This is a genomic window from Acinetobacter sp. ANC 4216, from assembly GCF_004331195.1.
Lineage (GTDB): Bacteria > Pseudomonadota > Gammaproteobacteria > Pseudomonadales > Moraxellaceae > Acinetobacter > Acinetobacter kookii.
In genome coordinates, this window is the sequence record NZ_SJOC01000014.1 from 21,953 (window position 1) to 44,160 (window position 22,208).

At 45.7% G+C, this 22,208-nt stretch carries 21 protein-coding genes and 1 tRNA gene; 8 read left to right on the plus strand and 14 right to left on the minus strand.

Annotation, left to right across the window (positions count from 1 at the left end):
- Positions 1 to 3: 3 nt before the first annotated feature.
- Both E0H88_RS12090 and E0H88_RS15945 read right to left on the minus strand, forming a co-directional pair.
- Positions 4 to 1,278, minus strand: a complete 1,275-nt coding sequence (locus tag E0H88_RS12090) for a sensor histidine kinase (RefSeq protein WP_131274352.1) — start codon at positions 1,276 to 1,278, stop codon at positions 4 to 6.
- A gap of 597 nt (positions 1,279 to 1,875) precedes the next feature.
- Positions 1,876 to 2,052, minus strand: a complete 177-nt coding sequence (locus E0H88_RS15945; protein ID WP_165493316.1) for a hypothetical protein — start codon at positions 2,050 to 2,052, stop codon at positions 1,876 to 1,878.
- A gap of 409 nt (positions 2,053 to 2,461) precedes the next feature.
- On the opposite strand from E0H88_RS15945, the gene E0H88_RS12095 reads away from it, so the two are divergent.
- On the plus strand, positions 2,462 to 4,693 hold the full coding sequence (locus tag E0H88_RS12095; protein ID WP_092820319.1) for an NADP-dependent isocitrate dehydrogenase: 2,232 nt from the start codon (positions 2,462 to 2,464) through the stop codon (positions 4,691 to 4,693).
- A 131-nt stretch (positions 4,694 to 4,824) separates the two neighbouring features.
- Here the strand turns inward: E0H88_RS12095 and E0H88_RS16135 are convergent, their stop codons facing one another.
- The 3 genes from E0H88_RS16135 to E0H88_RS12105 all read right to left on the minus strand — a co-directional run bounded on the left by E0H88_RS16135 (position 4,825) and on the right by E0H88_RS12105 (position 5,687).
- Complete coding sequence (locus E0H88_RS16135) at positions 4,825 to 5,151, minus strand: hypothetical protein (protein ID WP_252152019.1); 327 nt, start codon at positions 5,149 to 5,151, stop codon at positions 4,825 to 4,827.
- Positions 5,148 to 5,507, minus strand: a complete 360-nt coding sequence (locus E0H88_RS16140; protein WP_252152020.1) for a hypothetical protein — start codon at positions 5,505 to 5,507, stop codon at positions 5,148 to 5,150. Before E0H88_RS16140 ends, E0H88_RS16135 begins: the two co-directional genes overlap by 4 nt.
- Before the next feature lie 93 nt (positions 5,508 to 5,600).
- Positions 5,601 to 5,687: transfer RNA gene (locus E0H88_RS12105), tRNA-Leu, on the minus strand.
- A 194-nt stretch (positions 5,688 to 5,881) separates the two neighbouring features.
- On the opposite strand from E0H88_RS12105, the gene queA reads away from it, so the two are divergent.
- The 7 genes from queA (at position 5,882) to secF (ending at position 13,292) form a co-directional block, all read left to right on the plus strand.
- Entirely contained in the window at positions 5,882 to 6,919 is a 1,038-nt protein-coding gene (gene queA / locus E0H88_RS12110) for a tRNA preQ1(34) S-adenosylmethionine ribosyltransferase-isomerase QueA (protein ID WP_131274353.1), read from the plus strand.
- A gap of 26 nt (positions 6,920 to 6,945) precedes the next feature.
- Positions 6,946 to 7,974, plus strand: coding sequence for a hypothetical protein (locus E0H88_RS12115; RefSeq protein ID WP_131274354.1), 1,029 nt, complete (start codon positions 6,946 to 6,948; stop codon positions 7,972 to 7,974).
- Positions 7,975 to 8,001: 27 nt separating this feature from the next.
- The gene (locus E0H88_RS12120) at positions 8,002 to 8,568 is read left to right on the plus strand and encodes a LemA family protein (protein WP_131274355.1); all 567 of its coding nucleotides are present in this window, start codon (positions 8,002 to 8,004) and stop codon (positions 8,566 to 8,568) included.
- A 226-nt stretch (positions 8,569 to 8,794) separates the two neighbouring features.
- Entirely contained in the window at positions 8,795 to 9,925 is a 1,131-nt protein-coding gene (tgt, locus tag E0H88_RS12125) for a tRNA guanosine(34) transglycosylase Tgt (protein ID WP_092820315.1), read from the plus strand.
- Positions 9,926 to 10,030: 105 nt separating this feature from the next.
- On the plus strand, positions 10,031 to 10,360 hold the full coding sequence (yajC, locus tag E0H88_RS12130) for a preprotein translocase subunit YajC (RefSeq protein ID WP_086195837.1): 330 nt from the start codon (positions 10,031 to 10,033) through the stop codon (positions 10,358 to 10,360).
- A 51-nt stretch (positions 10,361 to 10,411) separates the two neighbouring features.
- Positions 10,412 to 12,313: a protein translocase subunit SecD gene (gene secD, locus E0H88_RS12135; protein ID WP_092820314.1), complete on the plus strand. Its 1,902-nt coding sequence runs from the start codon at positions 10,412 to 10,414 to the stop codon at positions 12,311 to 12,313.
- Positions 12,314 to 12,323: 10 nt separating this feature from the next.
- A complete protein-coding gene (gene secF / locus E0H88_RS12140; protein WP_092820313.1) occupies positions 12,324 to 13,292 on the plus strand; it encodes a protein translocase subunit SecF in 969 nt (322 codons plus the stop codon).
- A 116-nt stretch (positions 13,293 to 13,408) separates the two neighbouring features.
- Here the strand turns inward: secF and E0H88_RS12145 are convergent, their stop codons facing one another.
- The 9 genes from E0H88_RS12145 to E0H88_RS12185 are packed head-to-tail and all read right to left on the minus strand — an operon-like array spanning position 13,409 to position 22,206.
- Positions 13,409 to 13,843 carry an excinuclease gene (locus E0H88_RS12145; RefSeq protein WP_131274356.1) on the minus strand — a complete coding sequence of 145 codons (435 nt, stop codon included), beginning with the start codon at positions 13,841 to 13,843 and terminating at the stop codon, positions 13,409 to 13,411.
- Between the two features lie 20 nt (positions 13,844 to 13,863).
- Complete coding sequence (locus E0H88_RS12150) at positions 13,864 to 15,084, minus strand: beta-ketoacyl-ACP synthase (protein ID WP_131274357.1); 1,221 nt, start codon at positions 15,082 to 15,084, stop codon at positions 13,864 to 13,866.
- Positions 15,084 to 15,809, minus strand: coding sequence for a 3-ketoacyl-ACP reductase FabG2 (locus E0H88_RS12155; RefSeq protein WP_092820310.1), 726 nt, complete (start codon positions 15,807 to 15,809; stop codon positions 15,084 to 15,086). Before E0H88_RS12155 ends, E0H88_RS12150 begins: the two co-directional genes overlap by 1 nt.
- A complete protein-coding gene (locus tag E0H88_RS12160; RefSeq protein WP_131274358.1) occupies positions 15,806 to 16,243 on the minus strand; it encodes a hotdog family protein in 438 nt (145 codons plus the stop codon). Before E0H88_RS12160 ends, E0H88_RS12155 begins: the two co-directional genes overlap by 4 nt.
- The gene (locus E0H88_RS12165) at positions 16,240 to 17,439 is read right to left on the minus strand and encodes a beta-ketoacyl-[acyl-carrier-protein] synthase family protein (RefSeq protein ID WP_131274359.1); all 1,200 of its coding nucleotides are present in this window, start codon (positions 17,437 to 17,439) and stop codon (positions 16,240 to 16,242) included. The genes E0H88_RS12160 and E0H88_RS12165 overlap by 4 nt, the downstream gene beginning before the upstream one ends.
- An 11-nt stretch (positions 17,440 to 17,450) precedes the next feature.
- Positions 17,451 to 18,014, minus strand: a complete 564-nt coding sequence (locus E0H88_RS12170; RefSeq protein WP_131274360.1) for a DUF3261 domain-containing protein — start codon at positions 18,012 to 18,014, stop codon at positions 17,451 to 17,453.
- Positions 18,004 to 19,302, minus strand: coding sequence for an NAD(P)/FAD-dependent oxidoreductase (locus tag E0H88_RS12175; RefSeq protein WP_131274361.1), 1,299 nt, complete (start codon positions 19,300 to 19,302; stop codon positions 18,004 to 18,006). The genes E0H88_RS12170 and E0H88_RS12175 overlap by 11 nt, the downstream gene beginning before the upstream one ends.
- An 11-nt stretch (positions 19,303 to 19,313) precedes the next feature.
- On the minus strand, positions 19,314 to 21,647 hold the full coding sequence (locus E0H88_RS12180) for an MMPL family transporter (RefSeq protein ID WP_131274362.1): 2,334 nt from the start codon (positions 21,645 to 21,647) through the stop codon (positions 19,314 to 19,316).
- Positions 21,622 to 22,206 (minus strand): LolA family protein, encoded by a 585-nt coding sequence (locus E0H88_RS12185; RefSeq protein ID WP_252152021.1) that lies wholly within the window; start codon positions 22,204 to 22,206, stop codon positions 21,622 to 21,624. Before E0H88_RS12185 ends, E0H88_RS12180 begins: the two co-directional genes overlap by 26 nt.
- Positions 22,207 to 22,208 lie beyond the last annotated feature (2 nt).

The window sequence follows — 22,208 nt, forward strand, 5'->3', positions numbered from 1 at the left end:
TTTCTATACTTTTACCTGTTCAATTTTCAGCTGTTCCTGGGCTAAAGCCTGATGGGCACTGGTGGCTGCCGGTAAAGTCACATTGAATGTGGTCCCTTCACCTTCTGTAGAATCTACAAAAATTTGACCATGGTTCAAATCAATAAAGCGCTTACACAAGACCAGGCCCAGACCGGTCCCTTTTTCTCCTGCGGTCCCTTTAATACTGGCCGTAACCGACTGTTGGAACAGCTGATCCATTTGTGCCTGACTCATGCCCAGACCGGTATCCCGTACAGAAATATGCACCCCATCTTCGCACTCGCTTGCCTGAATGATGACGCGACCCGTACCATCGGTCGGGGTGAATTTTAAAGCGTTGGAAACCAGGTTTTGTATCACCGAAGTGATCATGTTGATATCAGCATAGACCTTGATGCCTTCTTCAATCTGGTCAATTAACTGAATATTTTTCTTTACGGCCAGGCTATTCAATACATCACAAACAATCTTGCTGGACTGTTTTAATTCAAAATTAATAGGATGATAAATAAAACGTCCACCTTCAGCCATTGCCCAATTCAGCAGGCTTTCCAGCAGGTTATACGTCGATTGTGCAGTATCGTACAAATATTCGGCAATACTCTGTACGCTGGAATCATCCAGTGTTTCACGCTCTTGCGCCAGCACTTCTGAAAAGCCGAGTAAACCATGAAATGGAGCTCTCAAGTCATGGGCAATAATCTGGAAAAACTTGGTTTTGCTGAAATTGAGCGCCACTTGTTGCTCGTGCATTTCTTTAAGTTCAGCATGTTCTGCTTTAAGTTCAATAACATGGATTAGACTGTTGGTGAAGTCACTGACCGTTGCAATATCTTCAGGATTAAACAGTTTTTGCTGCTGATCGAAAAAGAGTGCATGACCAATTGAAGTTCCGTCATTTAAGCGCAGATCAAAAGCCAGATAACGCTTGGCCTCTACCCCAAATTGACTCACATGCTGCACCAGGTTCGAATATTGGCTATGCTGATGATCAATAAAATTAAGCGCTTCAAAATAGGGACTTAAACAGGTTTCACCAGGCGAGCAGAAAGCCTTAAAACCATTCGCGGAGGAATACCAGATATAAGGCTCATGATGAAAAGCCAGCACTGCCTGTTCAGCGCCAAGCATATTCCGGGAAAATCTTAAAAAACGCTCCACCTGATTGATTGGTGTAAAAACGCCTAATAATAGTGAAATTTTACATGCACTAAGCTGCTCGGTTTCCGAGCCTATTTCCAGCAACTGCACTTTCATATTTGGTTCATCCAATCACTATTACTTGTTGTTTTAAAAAAAAATTAATTATCACCCTTTCATCTTATTAACAAAGTTTCATATCGAAGACAATAAACAAAGACAAACAGTGACAATTTAAGCCCATATGTACCCATAATTTTCACCACAACATCGGCAGCAAATTTCAACGCTATCTAGACAATAAAAAAACCGCGCTATTATTAGCCACTTAATTAGTCACTTAGATTCTTTACATGTATATCCCGAGGGTTGGACTCGAACCGGAACTTTAAAGCCTTTACCAGTCAGCGTTTGACTACAATTGCATGATACCCGATTTCCACCGGCACAGTGAGCGGATTAAATAGCTGCTTCATCATCTATTTGTTTAAACATGGGATAATTACTCCGCTCATCATTCCACTGTTCAAGCCCACTCTCTGTTACAAAAATCCTATATAGCAAATCGCCATATTTCTTTAGAAAGATTGAAAAATCACTATTTTATCCGGCCAGTTTTTTTTAAGCCTCCCTCTCAATGCGTTCGCTGTCCCTTCAGAATGTTCTTTTTAAGTAATGTTACTCAAGGCAATAGCACATACTTCATATCTTCTTTTACATCAGGCCTGTAACATGCTCATTTTCGATGCCAGTGATGATCATGAGATTGCCAGGACATTTTTCAGCTGAGTCATGAATAGCATTAATAAATGCATCTTTTCCCCTCATCATTTTCCAGCCGATCTGAAAAGAAATTTGCCGCTTGCTCCCCTGTGGATAATTTATTTCCATGATACCCAACATGTTTTAATTAATTACTTTATAAATCGGCAAAAAATGGCTCGCCGATTTTTTCAAGCAGAAGGCAAAAAATAAAATTAAGTTATTGATAATAATAGATTACATAGCTATTAAACTCAAAACCACTACTTGTCTGAGCAAGTGGGCGTAACCGCCACATGAGAGACTGGCAGCCCTATCCCGATTCGAAAAATACCTAAATTTCGCGTAGAATAGAGGGATTGGTGAACAACACTGATGTATACAAATTTTCAGCCAAAGACCAATATGCAAGATATTGCTGTTCGGCTGAGGTGCAATAAGCACCGATATTTTTAATGTTTTATTTAAGCAAACCGGTTCGCAGGACTGAGCCAAAAGCTCGGTGCCTAAAAACTCAATCCAAAGCAAGGGGCTATATATGGCTGGTGGAAAGTCAACAATCATTTACACATTGACCGATGAGGCGCCATTATTGGCGACCTACTCACTGCTGCCGATCATTGAGACCTTTACTAAGCCAGCTGGCGTTGAGATTGTCAAAAAAGACATCTCTGTGGCCGTACGCGTGCTTGCAGAATTTACGGACTTCCTAAGCGATGAGCAGAAGGTACCGAATAACCTAGCAGAGCTTGGCCGTCTCACACAGGATCCAGACACTAATATCATTAAACTTCCTAATATTAGTGCTTCAGTTGGCCAGCTGACAGCTTGTATCAAGGAACTTCAATCGAAAGGTTATGCTCTTCCTGACTACCCGGAAAACCCGGCAACTGAAGAAGAGAAGTCAATCAAAGCTCGTTACAGCAAATGCCTCGGCTCAGCTGTAAACCCGGTACTGCGTGAAGGCAACTCTGACCGCCGTGCACCTGCCGCAGTAAAAAATTACGCGAAAAAACACCCGCACTCAATGAGCGAGTGGAAACAGTGGTCACAAACTCACGTTTCACACATGGATGAAGGCGACTTCTACCACGGTGAGAAATCGATGACTTTAGACCGCGCTCGCAACGTGAAAATGGAACTTATCACCAAGAGCGGCGAAACCATCGTTCTTAAGCCAAAAGTTGCGCTTCTAGAAGGCGAAATCATTGACTCAATGTTCATGAGCAAGAAAGCGCTTTGCGACTTCTATGAAAAAGAACTTGAAGATTGTCGCGAAGCTGGAATTTTGTTCTCTCTTCACGTTAAAGCGACCATGATGAAAGTTTCACACCCGATCGTATTCGGTCACTGTGTGAAGATTTACTACAAAGAAGCATTCGAAAAACACGGCAAACTGTTTGATGAGTTAGGTATTAACATCAACAACGGTATGGCGGGTCTTTACGAAAAAATTGAAACACTTCCAACTTCTGTTCGCGAAGAAATCATTGCTGACCTGCATGCTTGCCAAGAACACCGCCCTGCACTTGCAATGGTTGACTCTGCTAAAGGCATCACCAACTTCCACTCACCTAACGACATCATCGTAGATGCATCTATGCCGGCAATGATCCGTGCCGGTGGTAAAATGTGGGGTGCTGATGGTAAACAGTATGATGCTAAAGCAGTCATGCCTGAATCTACATTCGCACGTATCTACCAGGAAATGATCAATTTCTGTAAGTGGAACGGTAACTTCGACCCACGCACTATGGGTACTGTGCCAAACGTTGGTTTGATGGCGCAAAAAGCTGAAGAATACGGTTCACACGACAAGACTTTTGAAATTCCTGAAGCAGGTATTGCGAACATCACCGACCTTGAAACAGGCGAAGTGTTGATGTCTCAAAATGTGGAAGAAGGCGACATCTGGCGTATGTGTCAGGTGAAAGATGCTCCAATCCGTGACTGGGTGAAACTTGCAGTAACTCGTGCACGTAACTCTGGCATGCCTGCAATCTTCTGGCTTGACCCGTACCGTCCACACGAAAACGAATTGATCAAGAAAGTTCAAACTTACCTGAAAGATCACGACACTACCGGTTTAGACATTCAAATCATGTCTCAAGTACGTGCAATGCGTTACACGCTTGAACGTGTTGCTCGTGGCCTGGATACAATTTCAGTTACTGGTAACATCCTGCGTGACTACCTGACTGACTTGTTCCCAATTATGGAGCTTGGTACTTCTGCGAAAATGCTTTCTATCGTGCCGTTAATGGCTGGTGGCGGCATGTACGAAACTGGTGCTGGTGGTTCTGCACCTAAACACGTACAACAACTTGTAGAAGAAAACCACTTACGTTGGGATTCTTTAGGCGAGTTCTTGGCGCTTGCAGTGTCATTAGAAGAAATGGGCATTAAAGAAAACAATGCTCAAGCAAAATTGCTGGCTAAAACCTTAGACCAGGCAACAGGCAAACTTCTTGACAACGACAAGTCTCCATCACGCCGTACTGGTGAGCTGGATAACCGTGGCAGCCACTTCTACCTGGCTAAATTCTGGGCTGAAGCACTTGCTGCACAAGACGAAGATGCTGAACTGAAAGCGAAGTTTGCTCCGCTTGCGAAAGCACTTGCTGAAAACGAAGACAAGATCGTTGCCGAGCTTGCAGAAGTACAAGGTAAGGCAGTAGATATCGGCGGTTACTACGCTCCTGATCAAGAGAAAGTAAATGCTGTAATGCGTCCAAGCGCTACATTAAATGCTGCACTTGCTTCAATCTAAGCTTTTGCAGAACTGACGGAAGTCTGTGATGTAAAAAAACCGGCGTTTAAGCGCCGGTTTTTTCTATGTCTGTCTATAACTATAAGACTCTAATTTTCATTCAAGACTATGAACTAGAATTCAGACCAAATTTAGCTTTCTTGCTTTTTAGGAATGCACCCTACTTTTAAATCATCATAAATTTCTATAGCCGCATCAATCGCACGAAATAGAAGACCAGAAATAATGGCGATAATCGTACCAATAACAAGAGTACAAATTCCTCCTGCTACTAATACCCATTCTGATACCTCTACTAGAGGAAACCAGTCTATTTTTTTGATAAGGAAGACCAAAATATTATTTAGAGGGATAATAATAATTGAGGATAAATATATCCCTGCTAAAATTATTCTTTTCTTTTTGTAACTTTCTTTAGAGGATTGTGCCGTAAGAATAATTTTATTATCTGCAATCAATGCCGTTTAAAATGACGCGCCGTGATTAATTTTCTTATCATAATGAAAAAACGTTGCGGAAATACTTTAATTATATAATCACCTTCCAAATGACTGGTTTTTTCAGAACATACCAATGCTTGTGCAGCGCAATCCTTCTCCAATTTATTTTTGTCCGAATTATAATAATTATCCAAGTATTCTTTAACCGCTTCCAAGCGATTCAAATAAAATTTCCGCCGATGCGTAAAACGCTTAGCTTTATCAAGCCAGACTAAAAAAGGGACAATAGCTAGAAATACAGGCAAAATTTTAATTAATAAATCAATCGTTATCATTTTCATAAAAATAAAGAATATTCTTAATAATAATAACATAAACCCTATCAGTGCTTTAAATTCGATTGTCAGACTTTCCCTCAAGCAATAAAAAACCCCAAGACTTAATATGCTTGGGGTTCTTCAAAATCTTGGTCCCGAGGGTCGGACTCGAACCGACACGTCATCTCTGACAGCGGATTTTGAGTCCGCCGCGTCTACCAATTTCACCACCTCGGGAAAGGTGTTGCAAGCTAATCAGCTTGTGGTGGCTATATTACTATCAAACTTGGAATTGTCAATTATCTAATTTAGCCGATCGCTCAATTTTAAATCAAAATCAAAAACTTTGTCTTAAAAAACATCAGATATCATCTGTTTTACCCTTTTCCAGCCTATAATGCGGATGTTTTTCTTATTTCAATACATTGAAGATGCAACTTTCCGACTTTAACTTTGATCTCCCTGACGAGCTGATTGCCCGTTACCCGCTGGAAACCCGTAGTGCTTCCCGTCTTTTACACTTAGACGCTCAAGGCCAATATCATGACCATCAATTTACAGATATTCTAAATTTATTGAATGAAGGTGATTTGCTGGTTTTAAATGACACCAAGGTTATGAAAGCACGCCTTAAAGGTAAACGTGCCACTGGCGGTGCGGTTGAAGTTTTGGTGGAACGCATGCTGGACAAGTTCATTGCGCATTGCCACATTAAAGCCAGCAATTCGCCAAAAGAAGGTGCAGAACTGTTCATTGGTCCAGATGAAGTCAAAATCACGGTAAAAGGCCGTCATGAAAACCTGTTCATAGTCGAGTTTTCTCAGCCCATTTTAAATGTTCTGGATTTATATGGTGCTTTGCCGATTCCGCCTTATTTCAACCGTGAAGCAGAATCGATTGATACCGAGCGCTATCAGACCGTCTTTAATGACCCAACTAAACTGGCCAGTGTCGCGGCCCCGACTGCCAGCCTGCATTTTGACGAAGCTTTGTTGAAAAAACTTGGAGAAAAAGGCATCCAGAAAACCTTTGTGACCCTGCATGTTGGTGCGGGTACCTTCCTGCCAGTACGGACCAACGATATTGAAAACCATATCATGCACAGTGAATGGTGTGATGTGTCTGATGAATCTATGGCACTGATCCGTGAAACCAAGGCGCGTGGCAATAAAGTCATTACGGTCGGCACCACCGCAACACGTGCCACTGAAAGCGCTGCACAGGCCAATGGCGGTGAATTAAAAGGCTGGACGGGTGATACGCAAATCTTCATTTACCCGGGTTATGAATTTAAGGTGGTCGATCGCCTGATTACCAACTTCCATCTTCCCGAATCTACTTTATTGATGCTGGTTTCGGCATTGTCGAATCGTGATAATATTTTAAATGCCTATCATCATGCTGTAGAAGCCAAATACCGTTTCTTTAGTTATGGCGATGCCATGCTGGTTGATAAAATCACACCTTAATCATTGTCAATAATAAGAAGTACGCCATGCCGCTCGATACTGTTAAACATTCGATTCATATTCGACGTAAAAAAAATGAACGGGTCTTTAACAATGTTACGCGGCTTTGGGACATCGCCCGCAAGGCACAAACGCATCAGGATATTTTAGATGCCCTGCATCCCTGGAATGCCCCGATCGTGCTCAAATTTGAAAATGTCCTCCCGCTGCTTCTGGCAGCAGCAGGACTTTTTTTTATCCTGCTGATTTTTATCCATCCCGGCAATATCTGGGTTCAGATCAGCCTGATCAGCGGTTTTTTTATGATTTTCTGGGCCTACATTAGCTATGAAGAAAGCAAGCCCGTTGATGAAGTCATTGAATATCTGGAACAGCAAAGCATTGCAAAAAAATACCATCTTGCCTTTCAGCAACAGCCGCAGCATATTTCCGTTCCCCTGCAACCGGTTCTGTTTATTGCGCATTTAAAGCGCCTGTTTCCGGTTTTTAACCAGGGCAGCATTGCCAATGACTTTCCTTATTATGCCAGCACTCAATGGACCGATGATGAAGGCAAACAGCATCAGGTGATGGTCTTTCAATATCACTATGTCAATGAAATCCGGATTCGAAATAAAGACGGTAGCGAAGTTCAAGTCAAAGAAGTCCACAAAGATTTATGGGGCGTTTTTGTTTTTGATGTCGAGACACAGGGACTGGCGGTCACCACGGCCAACAAGGAATTTGATTATCCTTACAGTTTTCCGTGGCATACCAGCGATATTCAGGTCAACCAGAAACTGAATATTTTTGGCAGCGATGAAATGCAGATGGCAAAACTGCTCACACCTGCATTTGTGTTGAGGCTGGATGAATTTTTTGCCCAGCGTCAAGGCGATTTAATTTTCCATCCTGATAGCCATATCTTATGTTTTTTAGGACCGGCCGATTTATTTCACATTTCTAGCCGGGCAAAAAACATTCACGATATTTCTGCATTACGTGGACACTTGCGTACTTTTAAACTACCGTATCTGGAAAGTTTACAGCGTGATTTAACGCAGTTTTTAAAATAACAATCTTTAATGTTTGGGGACAAATAAATGGGGCTATTGATTTTTTTATTGTTGATTATTGCCGTGATTGTAGCCTGTATCATGATTCGCAATAATATTGTGCGCCATCACAATGCTTCTATTCGTGCCTGGTCGGATGTGGCAACTTATGAGCGTCAGAAGATTAAAATTCTGGATGGCTTGCAACCTTTGGTTGAACAATATGCCAATTTTGAACAAGGCACGTTGGAAAAAGTGACCAAACTGCGCCAGAATATTTTAAATCTCAATTTAAACAATGCCGATGTTGCCCAGTTGCAACGTGTTGAAAGCCTGAACAAGGAATTGATGCATAGCCTCAATGTCGTGGTAGAAAACTATCCTGAACTAAAAGCCAATGAAATTTATTTGAAAATGATGAATGAAATTGAAGAACAGAATGAAAATGTCGGTGCAGCCATCAGTATTTTTAACCGTAATGTCGAACTGTTTAACAACCATATTCAAATCTTTCCGAATAATATTGTGAACACCATGACGCTGAGTAAAAAGGCCATTCGTCCTTTTCGCGATCTGGCTGCCACACAAAATTTTGATTATCGGCCGAACTTTTAAAGCTGTGGGACGGCTTGCGTGCTGCTAAAAAGTCATGCAAGACCTTCCTTTATATAGCTTTGAAACATTTTTCTGCTGTCCTCTACAAGAAAGCATCGAGTTAAAATTCAACAACACTGGCGTTTATGTGCGTAATCTAGGAAAATAGCGGACTTTTGGCGGCGAACTGTTTTTTCGCTCTTGCACTGCAAGTAAAGCAGTGCTTTGCTCTCGTCCAGGATATTTTATGAAGTTTGAAAAATTAGGTCAGTCGGGCCGTGCCCGTCGTGGTCGTTTAACGCTTGAACACGGTGTCGTTGAAACACCCGTGTTTATGCCGGTCGGTACTTACGGTACTGTCAAAGGCATGCTCCCACGTGATGTAGAAGATATTAAAGCCCAGATTATTTTAGGCAACACTTTCCATCTTTATTTGCGTCCGGGCCTGGACGTGATTCGTGAACATGGCGGCTTGCACGAGTTCATGAAATGGAACAAACCGATTTTAACCGATTCAGGTGGTTTCCAGGTGTTCAGCCTCGGTGCCATGCGTAAAATCAAAGAAGAAGGTGTCACCTTCCGCTCCCCTATTGATGGTTCAAAAGTCTTTTTATCTCCTGAAATTTCAATGGATATTCAACATACCTTGAATTCAGACATCGTGATGATTTTTGACGAATGCACGCCTTATCCGGCGACCCGTGAAGAAGCACAGAAATCTTTGCAGCTGTCACTGCGCTGGGCAAAACGCTGTAAAACCCATCACCATGATGTATTAAAAAATAAAAATGCCCTGTTCGGTATTATTCAGGGCGGCATGTATGAAGACCTGCGTGATGAATCACTGGCAGGCTTAAAAGAAATCGACTTTGATGGCTTTGCCATTGGCGGTCTTTCTGTCGGTGAACCGAAAGAAGAAATGATCAAGATTCTGGATCATCTCCCACCGAAAATGCCGGAAAACAAGCCACGTTACCTGATGGGTGTCGGCAAGCCGGAAGACATCGTGGAAGGCATCCGCCGTGGCGTGGATATGTTCGACTGCGTCATGCCAACCCGTAATGCACGTAACGGTCATTATTTTGTGACAGACGGTCTGGTCCGCATCCGCAATGCCAAATATCGCCATGACCAGCGCCCGCTCGATCCAGACTGCGACTGCTATACCTGCCAAAATTTCACCCGCGCTTACCTGTTCCATCTGGAAAAATGTGGTGAAATGCTAGGTTCCATGCTGGGTACCATTCATAACCTGCGTTATTACCAAAGGTTTACACAAGACATCCGTGATGCGTTAGATAATGGTACTTTTGATGAATATGTACAGGATTTTTATGCGCGTCGTGGCCTGGAAGTACCTCCTTGTCCTGAAGATTAATCCTTCAGCATTTGCGCTGAGGAAAAAGACAAGGTAAATTGCTGAACAAGTTATCTTATTTATCATCATATTGTTGATATACATTTTTTAGTTTAGGAAATTGAAATGAGCCTTTTTATTTCTACTGCTCACGCAGCAGGCGAAGCTGCACAACAACCAAGTTTGGTAACCAACCTTTTGATGATTGCGGTATTTGTCGCAATTTTCTATTTCCTGATCTGGCGCCCTCAAGCAAAACGCGCCAAAGAACACCGCACTTTGGTTGAAAGCCTGGGTGTAGGAAGCGAAGTAGTATTTGCGGGTGGCCTGATGGGCAAAATCACTAAAATTGAAGGCGATTTTGCAGTGGTTGAACTCAGCCGTGGCGTAGAAGTAAAAATTCAGCGCGCAAGTGTAATTTCAGTTCTTCCTGAAGGTACATTAAATAACCTCTAATCAAAATTAGTCGTGCCCTAGCACGACTTTTTCATTTTAAGAAGAAAACAGATGCGTTACCCAGCATGGAAATATCTGCTGATCCTCGTGGTTTTGGTGGTCAGCACATTATACGCCCTGCCTAGTTTGTACCCCGATGAACCTGCTGTTCAAATTTCCGGTGCCAAAGCTGGTACCCAAATTGACCAGAGCATCGTGCAAAAAGCAGAGCAATTATTACAAAGTGAAAAAATTTCAAGCCATGACAACAGCTTTAGCAATAATGCTGCCCTTTTACGTCTCGACTCCTCTGAAGCACAGTTAAAAGCCAAAGAAGTATTGCGTCGCGGATTGGGTGATGATTACGTTGTTGCATTGAACCTTGCGCCAACCACACCTGAATGGCTACAAAAAATTGGTGCCAAACCCATGAAACTGGGTCTGGATTTACGTGGTGGTGTTCACTTCCTGCTTGAAGTGGACATGGACAAGGCCATCAGTCAGCGTATGGAAACATCGGCGACTGATTTGCGCCGTCAATTGCGCGACAACAAGCTGAAATTCAACAGCCTGTCATTGAACAACAACACCATTACCGTTCAGTTCGCCAATAACGGCGACCGTGAAGCAGTGATGGATTTCTTGCGTCGTAACGGCAATGAATTCAACCAGCAAGCGATTGCCTCTGAGTCCGGTTCAACTTTACGTCTGAACTATACCGACGTACGCAAGCAGGAAATTCAGTCCTATGCCGTGAACCAGAACTTAACCACCTTACGTAACCGTATTAACGAGTTAGGTGTGGCGGAAGCACTGGTGCAAACCCAAGGCAGCAACCGCATTGTGGTTGAACTTCCGGGTGTTCAGGACACTGCTGAAGCGAAGCGTGTCTTAGGCCGTACAGCCAACCTGGAATTCCGTCTGGTTTCCGATTTGAATGACCAGTACATCGACCCGTATACCGGCAAATCAACCGGTCAGGCTTTGCCTCCTGGCACTGAAGCTTTTGCTTATGAATCGTTGGATAGCGGTCGTGAATTACTGCTCAACCGTAACCGTATTCTGACCGGTGAGCGGGTTCAGAATGCCTCTAGCGGCTTTAGCCAGGATACCGGTGGTGCTGAAGTAAACATTACCCTGGACAGCGCTGGTGGTAAGCTGATGGCAGATGCCACCCGTAATGCGGTCGGTAAACGCATGGCGGTATTGTTCATCGAGAACAAGCAGAAGATCAGCTATGTTCCAGATCCTGTGACGGGTGCACAAACCGAAGTCCGTACGCCTTATGCTGAATCGGTGATTATCAATGCTGCGACCATTCAGGCAGTGCTGGGTTCGCAGTTCCGTATTACCGGTCTGGATTCACCGCAGGAAGCGGCTGAACTTGCCTTGATGCTTCGTGCCGGTGCTTTGGCTGCGCCAATGTACTTCGTTGAAGAACGTGTGGTTGGTCCGAGCCTGGGTCAGGAAAATATCGACAAAGGTGTGTTATCGACTCAAATCGGTTTCCTTCTGGTTGCAATCTGGATGGTGGTGTTCTTCCGCCTGTTTGGTCTGATTGCCAACTTTGCACTGGTCTTTAACCTGGCGATGATCCTGACTGTGATGTCATGGATTGGCGCTTCCCTTACCCTTCCGGGTATTGCCGGTATCGTAATTACCATTGGTATGGCAGTCGATGCCAACGTACTGATCTGTGAACGGATACGGGAAGAAATGAAATGGGGTGCCTCGCCCAAACAGGCGATTGTCGCCGGTTATGATCGGGCCTATAACACCATTTTTGACTCGAACCTCACCACCTTCCTGGTTGCATTCATTCTGTTTGCCATCGGTACTGGTCCGATCAAGGGCTTCGCGGTGACATTAATGATCGGTATTGTCTGCTCGATGTTTACAGCCATTACTGTAACACGTGCCATCGTACAGATTATTTATGGCAAAAAACGTAACTTGAAAAAGTTGAGCATTTAGGAGATCGAAGATGACTGATATGACTCAACCGAAAAAGAAATACGGTCGCCCGGATGATGAGCGCATCATTGACTTTATGAAGATTGCCAAACCGGCGGCAATCATCTCTATTCTTTTAACCCTGGCCAGTATTTTCTTTATTGCCACCAAAGGTCTAAACCTCGGTCTGGACTTTACTGGCGGTGTCTCTGCCGAGCTGAACTATAAACAGCCTGCCAATCAGGTCGAAGTTGTTCAGGCGTTGAACCAGGCCGGTTTTAAAGATGCCGTGGTGCAAACCCTGGGCAGCAACAAAGACCTTCTGGTTCGTATGCCTGTTCAGGACATTGAAGTAGAAGATCTGAATAACGCCATCACCAAAGCGGCGCAATTACCGAACAACCCTGCAGTAGTTCACAAAGTGGATTCTGTCGGTGGACAGGTCGGTAATGAGCTTTATATTCGTTCGGCAGGTGCCGTTGCCCTGGCCTTACTGCTCATGCTGGTTTACGTGACCATTCGTTTTGAGTTCAAGCTGGCGGTCGGTGCGGTGCTTTCGTTATTCCATGACGTGATTGTCACCATTGGTATTTTTGCCATGATGCAATGGCCGTTTGATTTAACTGTCTTGGCCGCAATTCTTGCGCTGTTAGGTTTCTCGTTAAACGATAACATCGTGGTATCCGACCGTATCCGTGAAAATTTCCGCAAGATCCGTGGTGCTACCCCGCGTGAAATTGTCAATATTTCCTTAACGGAAACTTTACGTCGTACCATCCATACCTCCATGACTTTATTGCTGGTCGTTGTAGCGATGATGTTCCTGGGCGGTGAAGGTCTGCACTGGTTCTCGATTGCGATGTTTATTGGTGTATTTGTCGGTACCTATTCTTCAATTTATATTGGTACTGCATTTGCATTATGGCGTGGCCTGAACCGTCAGGACTTTATTGTACAGGTGAAACCTGAATTTGATGAAGAACAGGAAATTCCAAAGTAATTTCTGTAATTTCTTTAAATTCGATAAAAAAGCCCATCATGTGATGGGCTTTTTTATGCAGGTCAAAAATATAAAGTTCACTGCATCTGAAATTTGATCAATGTAAATGCTCTAGCTTATAGCTTTGCAAGATCACCTTTTAAGGCAACGCCTGCAACGGCCATGCCTTTGGCACATTGATACGTGGTGCTGCTCTTCGTTTCGTTTGCTTTATAGTAGCTCACGATATTGGTGACAGCATTGGCGCCCTTTGCTTTTGCCGTATTCTGGAACTGGATTAAAGCTGAACGTAAGACATGATCGCATGAGCTTTCAGCAGATTTGGCAAAACCATTGGTTTTTTTATTGCTCACCAAACCTTTTTGGATGACTTTTCCACCAGCGCGCGTACCCGCCAAATAAAATTTAACCGAACCGTCCAGTGTACCGTCAGCAACCGCACGATTGACCGCTTCCTGAAAGTTGAAGTCATGCATTTCATCTGCTGCCTGAGCTGAAACAACCCCACCCAAACACAATGCAGCTGTAAATGCTAATTTTTTGATGAACATAATGTACCCTCTGGTTGTTGTTAGACACGTTTAAAAATCAGGGAGGTATTAATTCCTCCAAAAGCAAAATTGTTACTCATAACAATGTCGGCATGCATATTTCTTGACTGTTTGACGATATAATCCAGATCGCCGCAGGCCTCATCAATTTCATCCAGATTTAATGTCGGTATAAACTGGCTACGCTGCATCATTTCAATACTGAGCCACGCTTCAATTGCCCCGCATGCGCCCAGCGTATGCCCGAAATAGCTTTTTAAAGAGCTGATCGGTTTTTTGCCCAGTAAGCGAGCAGTGGCCTGGGTTTCCGCAATATCGCCCTGATCAGTGGATGTCCCATGTGCATTGACATAGTCAATCTGGTCTGCCGGAATTTGCGCATCTGACAGAGCCAGTTCCATACAGCGCCCCATCATCTCCGAATCTGGACGTGTCACATGCTGACCATCGGTGTTGCTACCATAACCGATGATTTCTGCATAAATTTTGGCACCGCGAGCCTTGGCATGTTCATATTCCTCTAAAATTAAACAGCCAGCCCCTTCACCGACCACCAGACCATCACGCTTGCTATCGAATGGACGCGGTGTTTTTTCCGGATGCTCATTTTGGCTACTGGTGGCCATCAGCACATCAAACACCGCAGAACCTGCGGCGCTGAGTTCCTCCGCCCCACCGGCCAGCATCACGGTCTGCTTGCCATATTTAATCGCTTCATAAGCCTGACCAATTGCCATGGAACCTGAAGTACAAGCACTGGATGTCGGTAAGGTTAAACCTTTCAAGCCAAAATAAACGGTCATGTTGACAGCACTGGTATGCGACATCATGCGGATATACGTGGTGGCATTGAGTTTGTTCATATTGTTATCAATCAACATGCTGCCAAACTCGCCAATTGCATCGACACTGCCAGCAGATGAACCGAAGGCCACACCAGTTTGACCACTGCTTAAAATCGGATCATTTAATAGGCCGGCATCTTCCAGGGCTTTTTCGGCACAGACCGTGGACATTAATGCCACCCGTCCCATGCCGCGGGTCACCTTACGATTAAAATGCTTGGGAATGGTATAGGCTTCGACCGGACCGCCCAGCTTGCTGCGCAAGTCCGTGTACACTTCCCAGTCCGGCATATAGCGAATGCCGCTTTTGCCCTGCTCAAATTGCGCAAAAACCTGATCGGCCGTTTCACCCAAAGAGGTAATCCCGACCATGCCCGTGACCACAACACGTTTCATCAAATCAAGCCCCCATTCACTGAAATCACCTGTCGGGTGATATAGCTGGCATCATCACTGCATAAAAATTTTACGACCTTGGCGACTTCATCGACCTGCCCCATACGTTGTAAGGGTATCATCTTCAAGGCATGTTCTTTGACTTCTTCAGTGACCATTTCGGTTTCAATCAGACCCGGTGCTACACAGTTTACGGTAATCTTGCGTTTCGCCAGTTCCAGCGCCAAGGCCTTGGTCGCGCCAATTAAGCCTGCTTTGGCAGCACTGTAATTGACCTGTCCCCGGTTACCCATTAAACCTGAAACCGAAGATAAAGTCACAATGCGGCCGCCCTGTTTCAGACGAATCATTGGCATCACCAAAGGTTTGAGCACATTATAAAAACCGTCCAGTGAGGTTGAGACCACTTCATCCCAGTCGCTGTCGGTTAAGGCCGGAAATGCCGCATCCCGGGTTAAGCCTGCGTTCAATACCACGCCATAAAATGCGCCATGTTCTGCAATATCCTGTTCCAGCAATTGCAGCACTTTTTCACGATCATTTACATCAAATAACAACGCATGACTGGCTTGTCCCAATTCCTGAATTTCCTGCACCACCTGTTCGGCTTCCTGTTGTCTGGAGCGTGCATGGACAGTGACATCAAATCCTGCCTGTGCCAGTTGCAAGGCAATGGCTTTACCAATTCCGCGGCTTGAACCTGTTACTAAAATTCGTCTACTCACACTGACTTCCTGATCTCTTCTTTCATTTCTGGCGGCTCAAATACACTCAACATGGCACTAAAACGATGTTCCCGGTATTCAATTTCACATTGAAACTGCCCCAGCCCCTCATGTAAATAACCTTGTTCCGCTTTAATCCGTACGGTTTCCCCCAAAGCAAAATAAGGCACGGGCAACTGCATTTTACGCGTGCCCAATAAAAACCCGATTTTAGGCGGCAAGCCTGACATTCGTCCTTTATGTCCTGCATAAGCGCTAATGGTCTGTGCCATCAGTTCAATACTGGTCCAGGTCGGTAAACCTTCCGCCTCACAAAACATCAGTTCAGGCCGAATGACCAGTTCGGCAATGGCAAACACATCATTGGCTTCAATCAGATGATCGACAAACACCATCGGCTGTTCATGCGGGATAAACTGTACTGCATCCATCATTTCAGTTTTGTTCCAAAAATCAAACTAATATTGCTGCCGCCAAACGCGAATGAATTGCTCATTACGTAATGGATCGGTTGTTGCAACTGCGCATTCAGCACATAGTTGGCTTCATCCAGTTCCGGATCAATACTGCCTGAATGATGCAGCGGCAGCCAGGACTGATCAGCCAAAACCTGCTGACAGATCACTGCTTCAATGGCTCCTGCTGCCCCCAGACAATGTCCGGTTTTATGTTTGCTGCTGCTGATCGGCACATCATAGTTTTGAAATACCGTCTGTACGGCTTTGATTTCCATGGCATCATTTTGTGGCGTTGCCGTACCATGCATATTCAAGTAGCCGATATCATGAGCTGTAACACCCGCCATATCCAGCGCCTTTTGCATGGCTTCGACTGCGCCTTTGCCTGCCGGATGCGGTGCAGAAATATGCCAGGCATCCATCGACTCACCGGCTGACATCAGCATGACTGGTGCCGTTTCTTTGGACAATAAAAACAGCCCGGCCGCTTCGCCAATATTGATGCCGTCACGCTGTGCGCCACAGGGCTGACACAGGTCATTGGACAGGCTTTCCAGACTGTGAAAACCATTTAAGGTCAACCGGCACAAGGTATCGACACCGCCGACCAGCACCGCATCGGCCAGACCGGCATTAATCAAGCGCTGTCCTGCCGCCATGGCTTTGGCACTGGAAGAACAGGCAGTGGAAATGGTGTATGCTGGACCTTCCCAGCCCAGATACATTTGCAGGCCTTTGGCCAGGCTGCCCATTTCCTGTTTATAGTGATCGATTTCAATCTCGGTGTGATGGTTGAAATACTGTTTCAGCAGTTTTTCATTGTCGGCAATACCTGAGGTCGAGGTTCCCAGAATAATCGCCAGACGTTTGCGATCGAACTGCGCAGTATAGTTACGGATTTCGCTTTCAATCAAACTTAAGGCCGTTAAGGCAAAACGAAGATTGCGCGAGTCTACATCCTGTAAACATGCCGGAACAGTTTCGATTAAGGGCTGCTCATAAGCCCCTACCCAGACCGGCTTTTCTGGAATGAATTCTTTGCTTAAACTCAAACTATTCTGCTGTGTGGTCAGTGCCTGCCTGATCTGTTCAGCGGTATTTCCGAGTGCGGATAAGCCGACGCTCAACTGAATGCCCACTGCCGGATGTTGTGTCGTGATTTTATCACCCATGATCATGCCTCTTATTCAGTGCTGTCCGCATCAATATTTGCTAAGCCATCGTTGATGCGAGTAATGACCATCTGGTACGGCACCTGCAGATTATCCAGCTCAACCACATCATCCTGCTGCTGAATATTGAGCACATGCTGCTGATTGATCCATACTTTCCGGGTCTGAGCCGAAGTTTCAATACGGACATTCTGCTGCTGTAAGCGGGCAAAATCCGGATAGGTGGCATACAGAATATCGCGCACCACAAATTCAAACGGCAATAATTTCATTTGCTCGATGCGCTGTTCGACATGCACTTTCTGTCCATCAAAACTGAGCTTGAACAATTGCTGCCCGGTCAGGGTCAAAGCCAGCATTTCCAGCTTTTGGCCTTTTTGTTGCTGATACAGCAAAAAGCTGAAACTGTGCGCTTTCCACTGAATTTCTAACTGATCCTGACGCTGGTAGTTGTTCGCAGCCCATGTAGTCGTTGCCAAGCCTTGTGCTTTAAGCAGCATGGACTGACAGCCGCCACACAGCAGGACTGCGCCGATGAACATCCCCGTCCATTTCAGTTTCATCTTAAGCACCATTCATTTCTGTTTGCTGTAATTGCGGATCACGGCAATATTCCGCCAAAGTGCTTAAACGCTTTTTGGCATTTTTATGAATTGGATTGCTGCTGTCCCAGGCATAACCGGCCAGTAAGGAAGAAACCATACGGCGGATTTTGTCCTCCTGATTTTTCGAGAACACCACATCCTGAAATTCACCGCTATACCACGACTCCACATAGGCACGGAATACCTGAATGCCTGCACGTAGCGGTTTTTCATATTGCTCCGTCCAGTTGACCGGTTGCCCTTGCAGCAACTGGTCGACCAGCGGAATAGCCAGGCTGGAAGATTTCAGGGCAATGGTCACACCGGAAGAAAACACCGGGTCAAGGAATTCACCGGCATTGCCCAGTAAGGCATAGTTACGTTCGGCCAGATGTTTGACATCGGCAGAGTAACCCACCAGGGTACGTACTGGCGTGTCAAATTTGACCTTGCGCAGCACATGCGACAGGCTTTCTTCATCTGCCAGAATACGCTTCAGCAAGGCTTCCAGATCATCATCGGCACTGCCCTTAAAGCCATAGCGCTCAAAGAAATCCTGCTCGGCCACCACCCCGAAAGAGGAACGGCCATCGGCAAAGGGAATCAGCCAGTACCAGGCACGCGGATCTTTGGCATGCACCGTAATCAGGATTTTTTCCCGGTCAAATTCCGGGTCATTTAAAATGCCATCTTCAATATGGGTAAACACGGCACGGCGGACCGGAAAATCGGACGGGCTTTCCAGATTCAGAAATTTTGGCAAGATGCGGCCAAAACCGCTGGCATCCAGTAAAAACCTGCCCTGAATCTGATAGACCTGCTGCTGTTCATCTTTGACCGTGAGTACCGGATGTTCCGGCTCAACATTTACATCAATGACTTCATGACCGAAACGGATATCGGCACCGTATTTTTCTGCCTGCTGTGCCAGCAAATGGTCAAAATTGGCACGGCGCACCTGCCATGTGGTGCCCGGACCGTCGCTAAATTTCTCGCGGAAATCATAAAAACTGCGCTGCGCGCCCTTTAAAAAAGCTGCACCATTTTTAAACTGGAAAGCAAACTGCTCGACATGCTCACATACCGTATCCAGCAAGCCGGCTTCCTCTAAAAAAACCATGGATTGCGGCAGCAATGATTCGCCAATAGAAAAGCGTGGAAAATGCTGTTTTTCAATGATCGTGACCTGATAGCCTTTCTGGCGCAGTAATGCTGCTGCCGAACTCCCCGATGGCCCTGCGCCGATAATCAATACATCTGTGTGTTGTGTGGTGCTCATTGCACTGTACCTTATTCTCTCAGCTCTTTTGGCTGATACTGTTGAAGCACAACATGTCCGGCATCGGAAGATGTAAACAATGTTGCGTAGATAAATGAAAAAATAACCCCAAGTAATACCGTCAAGCCAAAGCAGTGAATGGCATAGGTATGGCTAAAGGATAATAACCCGAAACCCAGCAAGGTCGACATCATACATAGGAATAAGGCCATGCCAACCACTTGCGGATGATCATGCCCGTGCCGGTAGAAAATGGCATAGTCCACCCCAATCCCGATAATCAGGAAAGTGCCCATAATACTGAACAGATTGATTTCTACACCCAGCCAGGTCTGAATCGCAAAGGTGGTCATTAAGGCCAGACTGACCGGGAGCACTAAAGGCAAAATCGACTTGATGCCATAAATGATGCCCAAGCCAATCATCAGGCAGATTAAGGCTGAAACCAGTAACCACTGTGCCTGAATACGGTGCTGCTGGAACAGTTCGGACAACAGGTTCACCGGACGCAATAACTGTGCCTGCGGACTATTCAGCTGCTGCAAGGCAGCCACATCATGCACATTTTGTAGCAGCACCAGACGCTCGGTTGGGCTCATTTGTAAAAAAGCCAAAGGATGCTGACTCATTTCGGCTGGGCTGAGTAAAGGCTGCTGAGAAAGCTGCTTTTGCCAGGCCACCACCTCGGCCGGATTCAGCTGCAATGCCGTAGCGTAGTCCTGTAAAGCACTGGTTGGAATGGCTTGCAGCAATGCAATATTGTGTTGCTGCTCTGCTTTGGAGGGTAGCCATTGGCCTAAGGCCTGAACACCCTCCAGCTTGTTCTGGTTCTGCAAAACCTGCAATTTCTGTAGCAGTTGCTGTTCATTCTGTTCCAGCTGCTGCACCGTATCGCCATGCACCACAAAGTATTCGCTGCTTTGCTGCTGCATAAAGCGTTCACGGACATACTGATCTTCCTGCTGGAGCGTCTTATCTATACTTTGCAGGTTACGGATATCATCATTGCTTTGCAGCAACAGCAGACTGCTGCCTGTAATCATGGCAATGATCAAGATAATACCATAACGTAGGCCCTTGCTGGCCTGTACCCAGGAGCGTGCCTTGCCAATAAAACTCAAACGGCGAATCGCCGGTTCGGCATTTAAAGGCGGCAATCTTGGCAACAATAAAACGCTGGTGATCCATGCCGCAGCCAGTCCCACCATGGAAAATACGGCAATCTGCCTAAAGCCAGGAAATGGGGTAAAACTCAAGAAAATATACGCGACCAGAGTGGTCATCAGGCCCATAAACAGGCTGGGCAACAGCGGTTTGAGTACGGCAAAACCGTCAATCTGCCGATGCTGTGACTGCATGGCCATAAAGTAAAATGAAAAATCGACACAGACCCCGACCAGACTGGCCCCAAACACCAGGGTCATCAGGTGAATTTCACCAAAGACCCAATGGGTGATGGCAAAGGCCACCAGACAGCCGGTACCGACGGCAACCATTTCAGTCAGCATCGGACGAACCGAGCGGAAACCGAACAGCACCAACAGAAAAATCCCGATGGTCGAACCGACTCCAATGGTGGAAATTTCTTTTTCCGCCGAGGTGGTGCCGAACTGGGCAAACAGCAAGGTCCCGGTCCAGTGCGGCTGTACCTGCATCTGTTTCAGCTTTAAACTTAACTGCTCAATCCATGCAGCAGTTTTTTCCTGGTAATCAATATTGTAAGGGCTATTTTTGAGCTCCAGAACGATAAGGCGGGAAATACCCTGCTCATCGCGAATGGTGGCAAAGCCATCTTCAAGTTCAATATCCTGATTGCCCTGTAAACTGGACAAGCCCACGGCATAGCGTGGAAATAATAAGAGCGGGTCTTGCTGTAACAGCTCAGCAGTCACCGGCATGCCCGGGCTCATGATCTGCAACAGGCCCTGTTCGCTCAGCGCGGCATAATCTTTTTGCTCCAGCAGCTTTTGATCTGCGGATGACAGCAGACCGGCACGATGCTGATATAACACCTGGGCAAACCTGTCACTGTCCAGCTGTGCATGTAGAGGTTGCCATAAATCTGTTGCCGCTACGCTCTGTTTAAAAGTCGCTGTGGCTTTGGCCAGTGCAGCATCATCTTTGGCATTCAGCACCACAAAGACCTTGTCATTCAGCTGCTGACTGACATATTGCTGCGCCCGTTCCAAGCGGGGATCATGATGGGCTTCCGGCAGTAAGGCAAAGATATTGGTTTGAATATGAATGTCTTTTTTCAACCAAGCCGTACCCAGCGCGATGGCAATCACGCTCAGTACAATCAGCCAGAGCGCAGTAAATTTATTTTGCCAGTTGGAAAAGTGCATTTTCCTCAGCCGTTAAGTTTTGGGGTTGGGTGGTTTGCTGGCTAAAGCGAATGCTGGTGCTGTTGTTGGCTTTCTCGCGAATCACGATACGGTCCACATAACGCTGCCCTTGTGCATCGACCCGGACAAACAGTTTCTTAAACAAACTGCTTTTCGGGGTTAAGGCCACATTCCACTGTGCCGGACTGTAACTGGCCGAAACAACATTGAAATTTTTGGCCAAAGCCGCTTCATTCCCCGACATCAGCTGCAGGAACATGGTCGCGACCGAGCCATAAGGAGATTTGTCAATTTCAATCTGGCTATGCGTGCGCTGGGTTTTCTGTACCAGTTTACGAGGGGTCACAATCAGGTCGGCTTTGACCGGAGTCTGGATTTTCCAGATTACGCCCTGCGATTTGGAAAACAACACCGTACCTTTGGACACAAAGGTCTTGTTCATGCTCGCCAGTTTTTTTTGCTGTTCAAAATTGGCCCGCACGGTTGGCGTTTCAGAGAGCTGGCTAAAGATTTGTCTGAGCTGCGGATTTTGCGCATGCACTGCTTGCGACAGCAACATGG

Bases quoted from the DNA above. Each gene is read 5' to 3' on its own strand.
- E0H88_RS12090 (WP_131274352.1), bottom strand. From the start codon at position 1,278: ATGAAAGTGCAGTTGCTGGAAATAGGCTCGGAAACCGAGCAGCTTAGT.
- E0H88_RS15945 (WP_165493316.1), bottom strand. From the start codon at position 2,052: ATGGAAATAAATTATCCACAGGGGAGCAAGCGGCAAATTTCTTTTCAG.
- E0H88_RS12095 (WP_092820319.1), top strand. From the start codon at position 2,462: ATGGCTGGTGGAAAGTCAACAATCATTTACACATTGACCGATGAGGCG.
- E0H88_RS16140 (WP_252152020.1), bottom strand. From the start codon at position 5,507: ATGTTATTATTATTAAGAATATTCTTTATTTTTATGAAAATGATAACG.
- queA (WP_131274353.1), top strand. From the start codon at position 5,882: ATGCAACTTTCCGACTTTAACTTTGATCTCCCTGACGAGCTGATTGCC.
- E0H88_RS12115 (WP_131274354.1), top strand. From the start codon at position 6,946: ATGCCGCTCGATACTGTTAAACATTCGATTCATATTCGACGTAAAAAA.
- E0H88_RS12120 (WP_131274355.1), top strand. From the start codon at position 8,002: ATGGGGCTATTGATTTTTTTATTGTTGATTATTGCCGTGATTGTAGCC.
- tgt (WP_092820315.1), top strand. From the start codon at position 8,795: ATGAAGTTTGAAAAATTAGGTCAGTCGGGCCGTGCCCGTCGTGGTCGT.
- yajC (WP_086195837.1), top strand. From the start codon at position 10,031: ATGAGCCTTTTTATTTCTACTGCTCACGCAGCAGGCGAAGCTGCACAA.
- secD (WP_092820314.1), top strand. From the start codon at position 10,412: ATGCGTTACCCAGCATGGAAATATCTGCTGATCCTCGTGGTTTTGGTG.
- secF (WP_092820313.1), top strand. From the start codon at position 12,324: ATGACTGATATGACTCAACCGAAAAAGAAATACGGTCGCCCGGATGAT.
- E0H88_RS12145 (WP_131274356.1), bottom strand. From the start codon at position 13,843: ATGTTCATCAAAAAATTAGCATTTACAGCTGCATTGTGTTTGGGTGGG.
- E0H88_RS12150 (WP_131274357.1), bottom strand. From the start codon at position 15,084: ATGAAACGTGTTGTGGTCACGGGCATGGTCGGGATTACCTCTTTGGGT.
- E0H88_RS12160 (WP_131274358.1), bottom strand. From the start codon at position 16,243: ATGATGGATGCAGTACAGTTTATCCCGCATGAACAGCCGATGGTGTTT.
- E0H88_RS12165 (WP_131274359.1), bottom strand. From the start codon at position 17,439: ATGGGTGATAAAATCACGACACAACATCCGGCAGTGGGCATTCAGTTG.
- E0H88_RS12170 (WP_131274360.1), bottom strand. From the start codon at position 18,014: ATGGTGCTTAAGATGAAACTGAAATGGACGGGGATGTTCATCGGCGCA.
- E0H88_RS12175 (WP_131274361.1), bottom strand. From the start codon at position 19,302: ATGAGCACCACACAACACACAGATGTATTGATTATCGGCGCAGGGCCA.
- E0H88_RS12180 (WP_131274362.1), bottom strand. From the start codon at position 21,647: ATGCACTTTTCCAACTGGCAAAATAAATTTACTGCGCTCTGGCTGATT.
- E0H88_RS12185 (WP_252152021.1), bottom strand. From the start codon at position 22,206: ATGTTGCTGTCGCAAGCAGTGCATGCGCAAAATCCGCAGCTCAGACAA.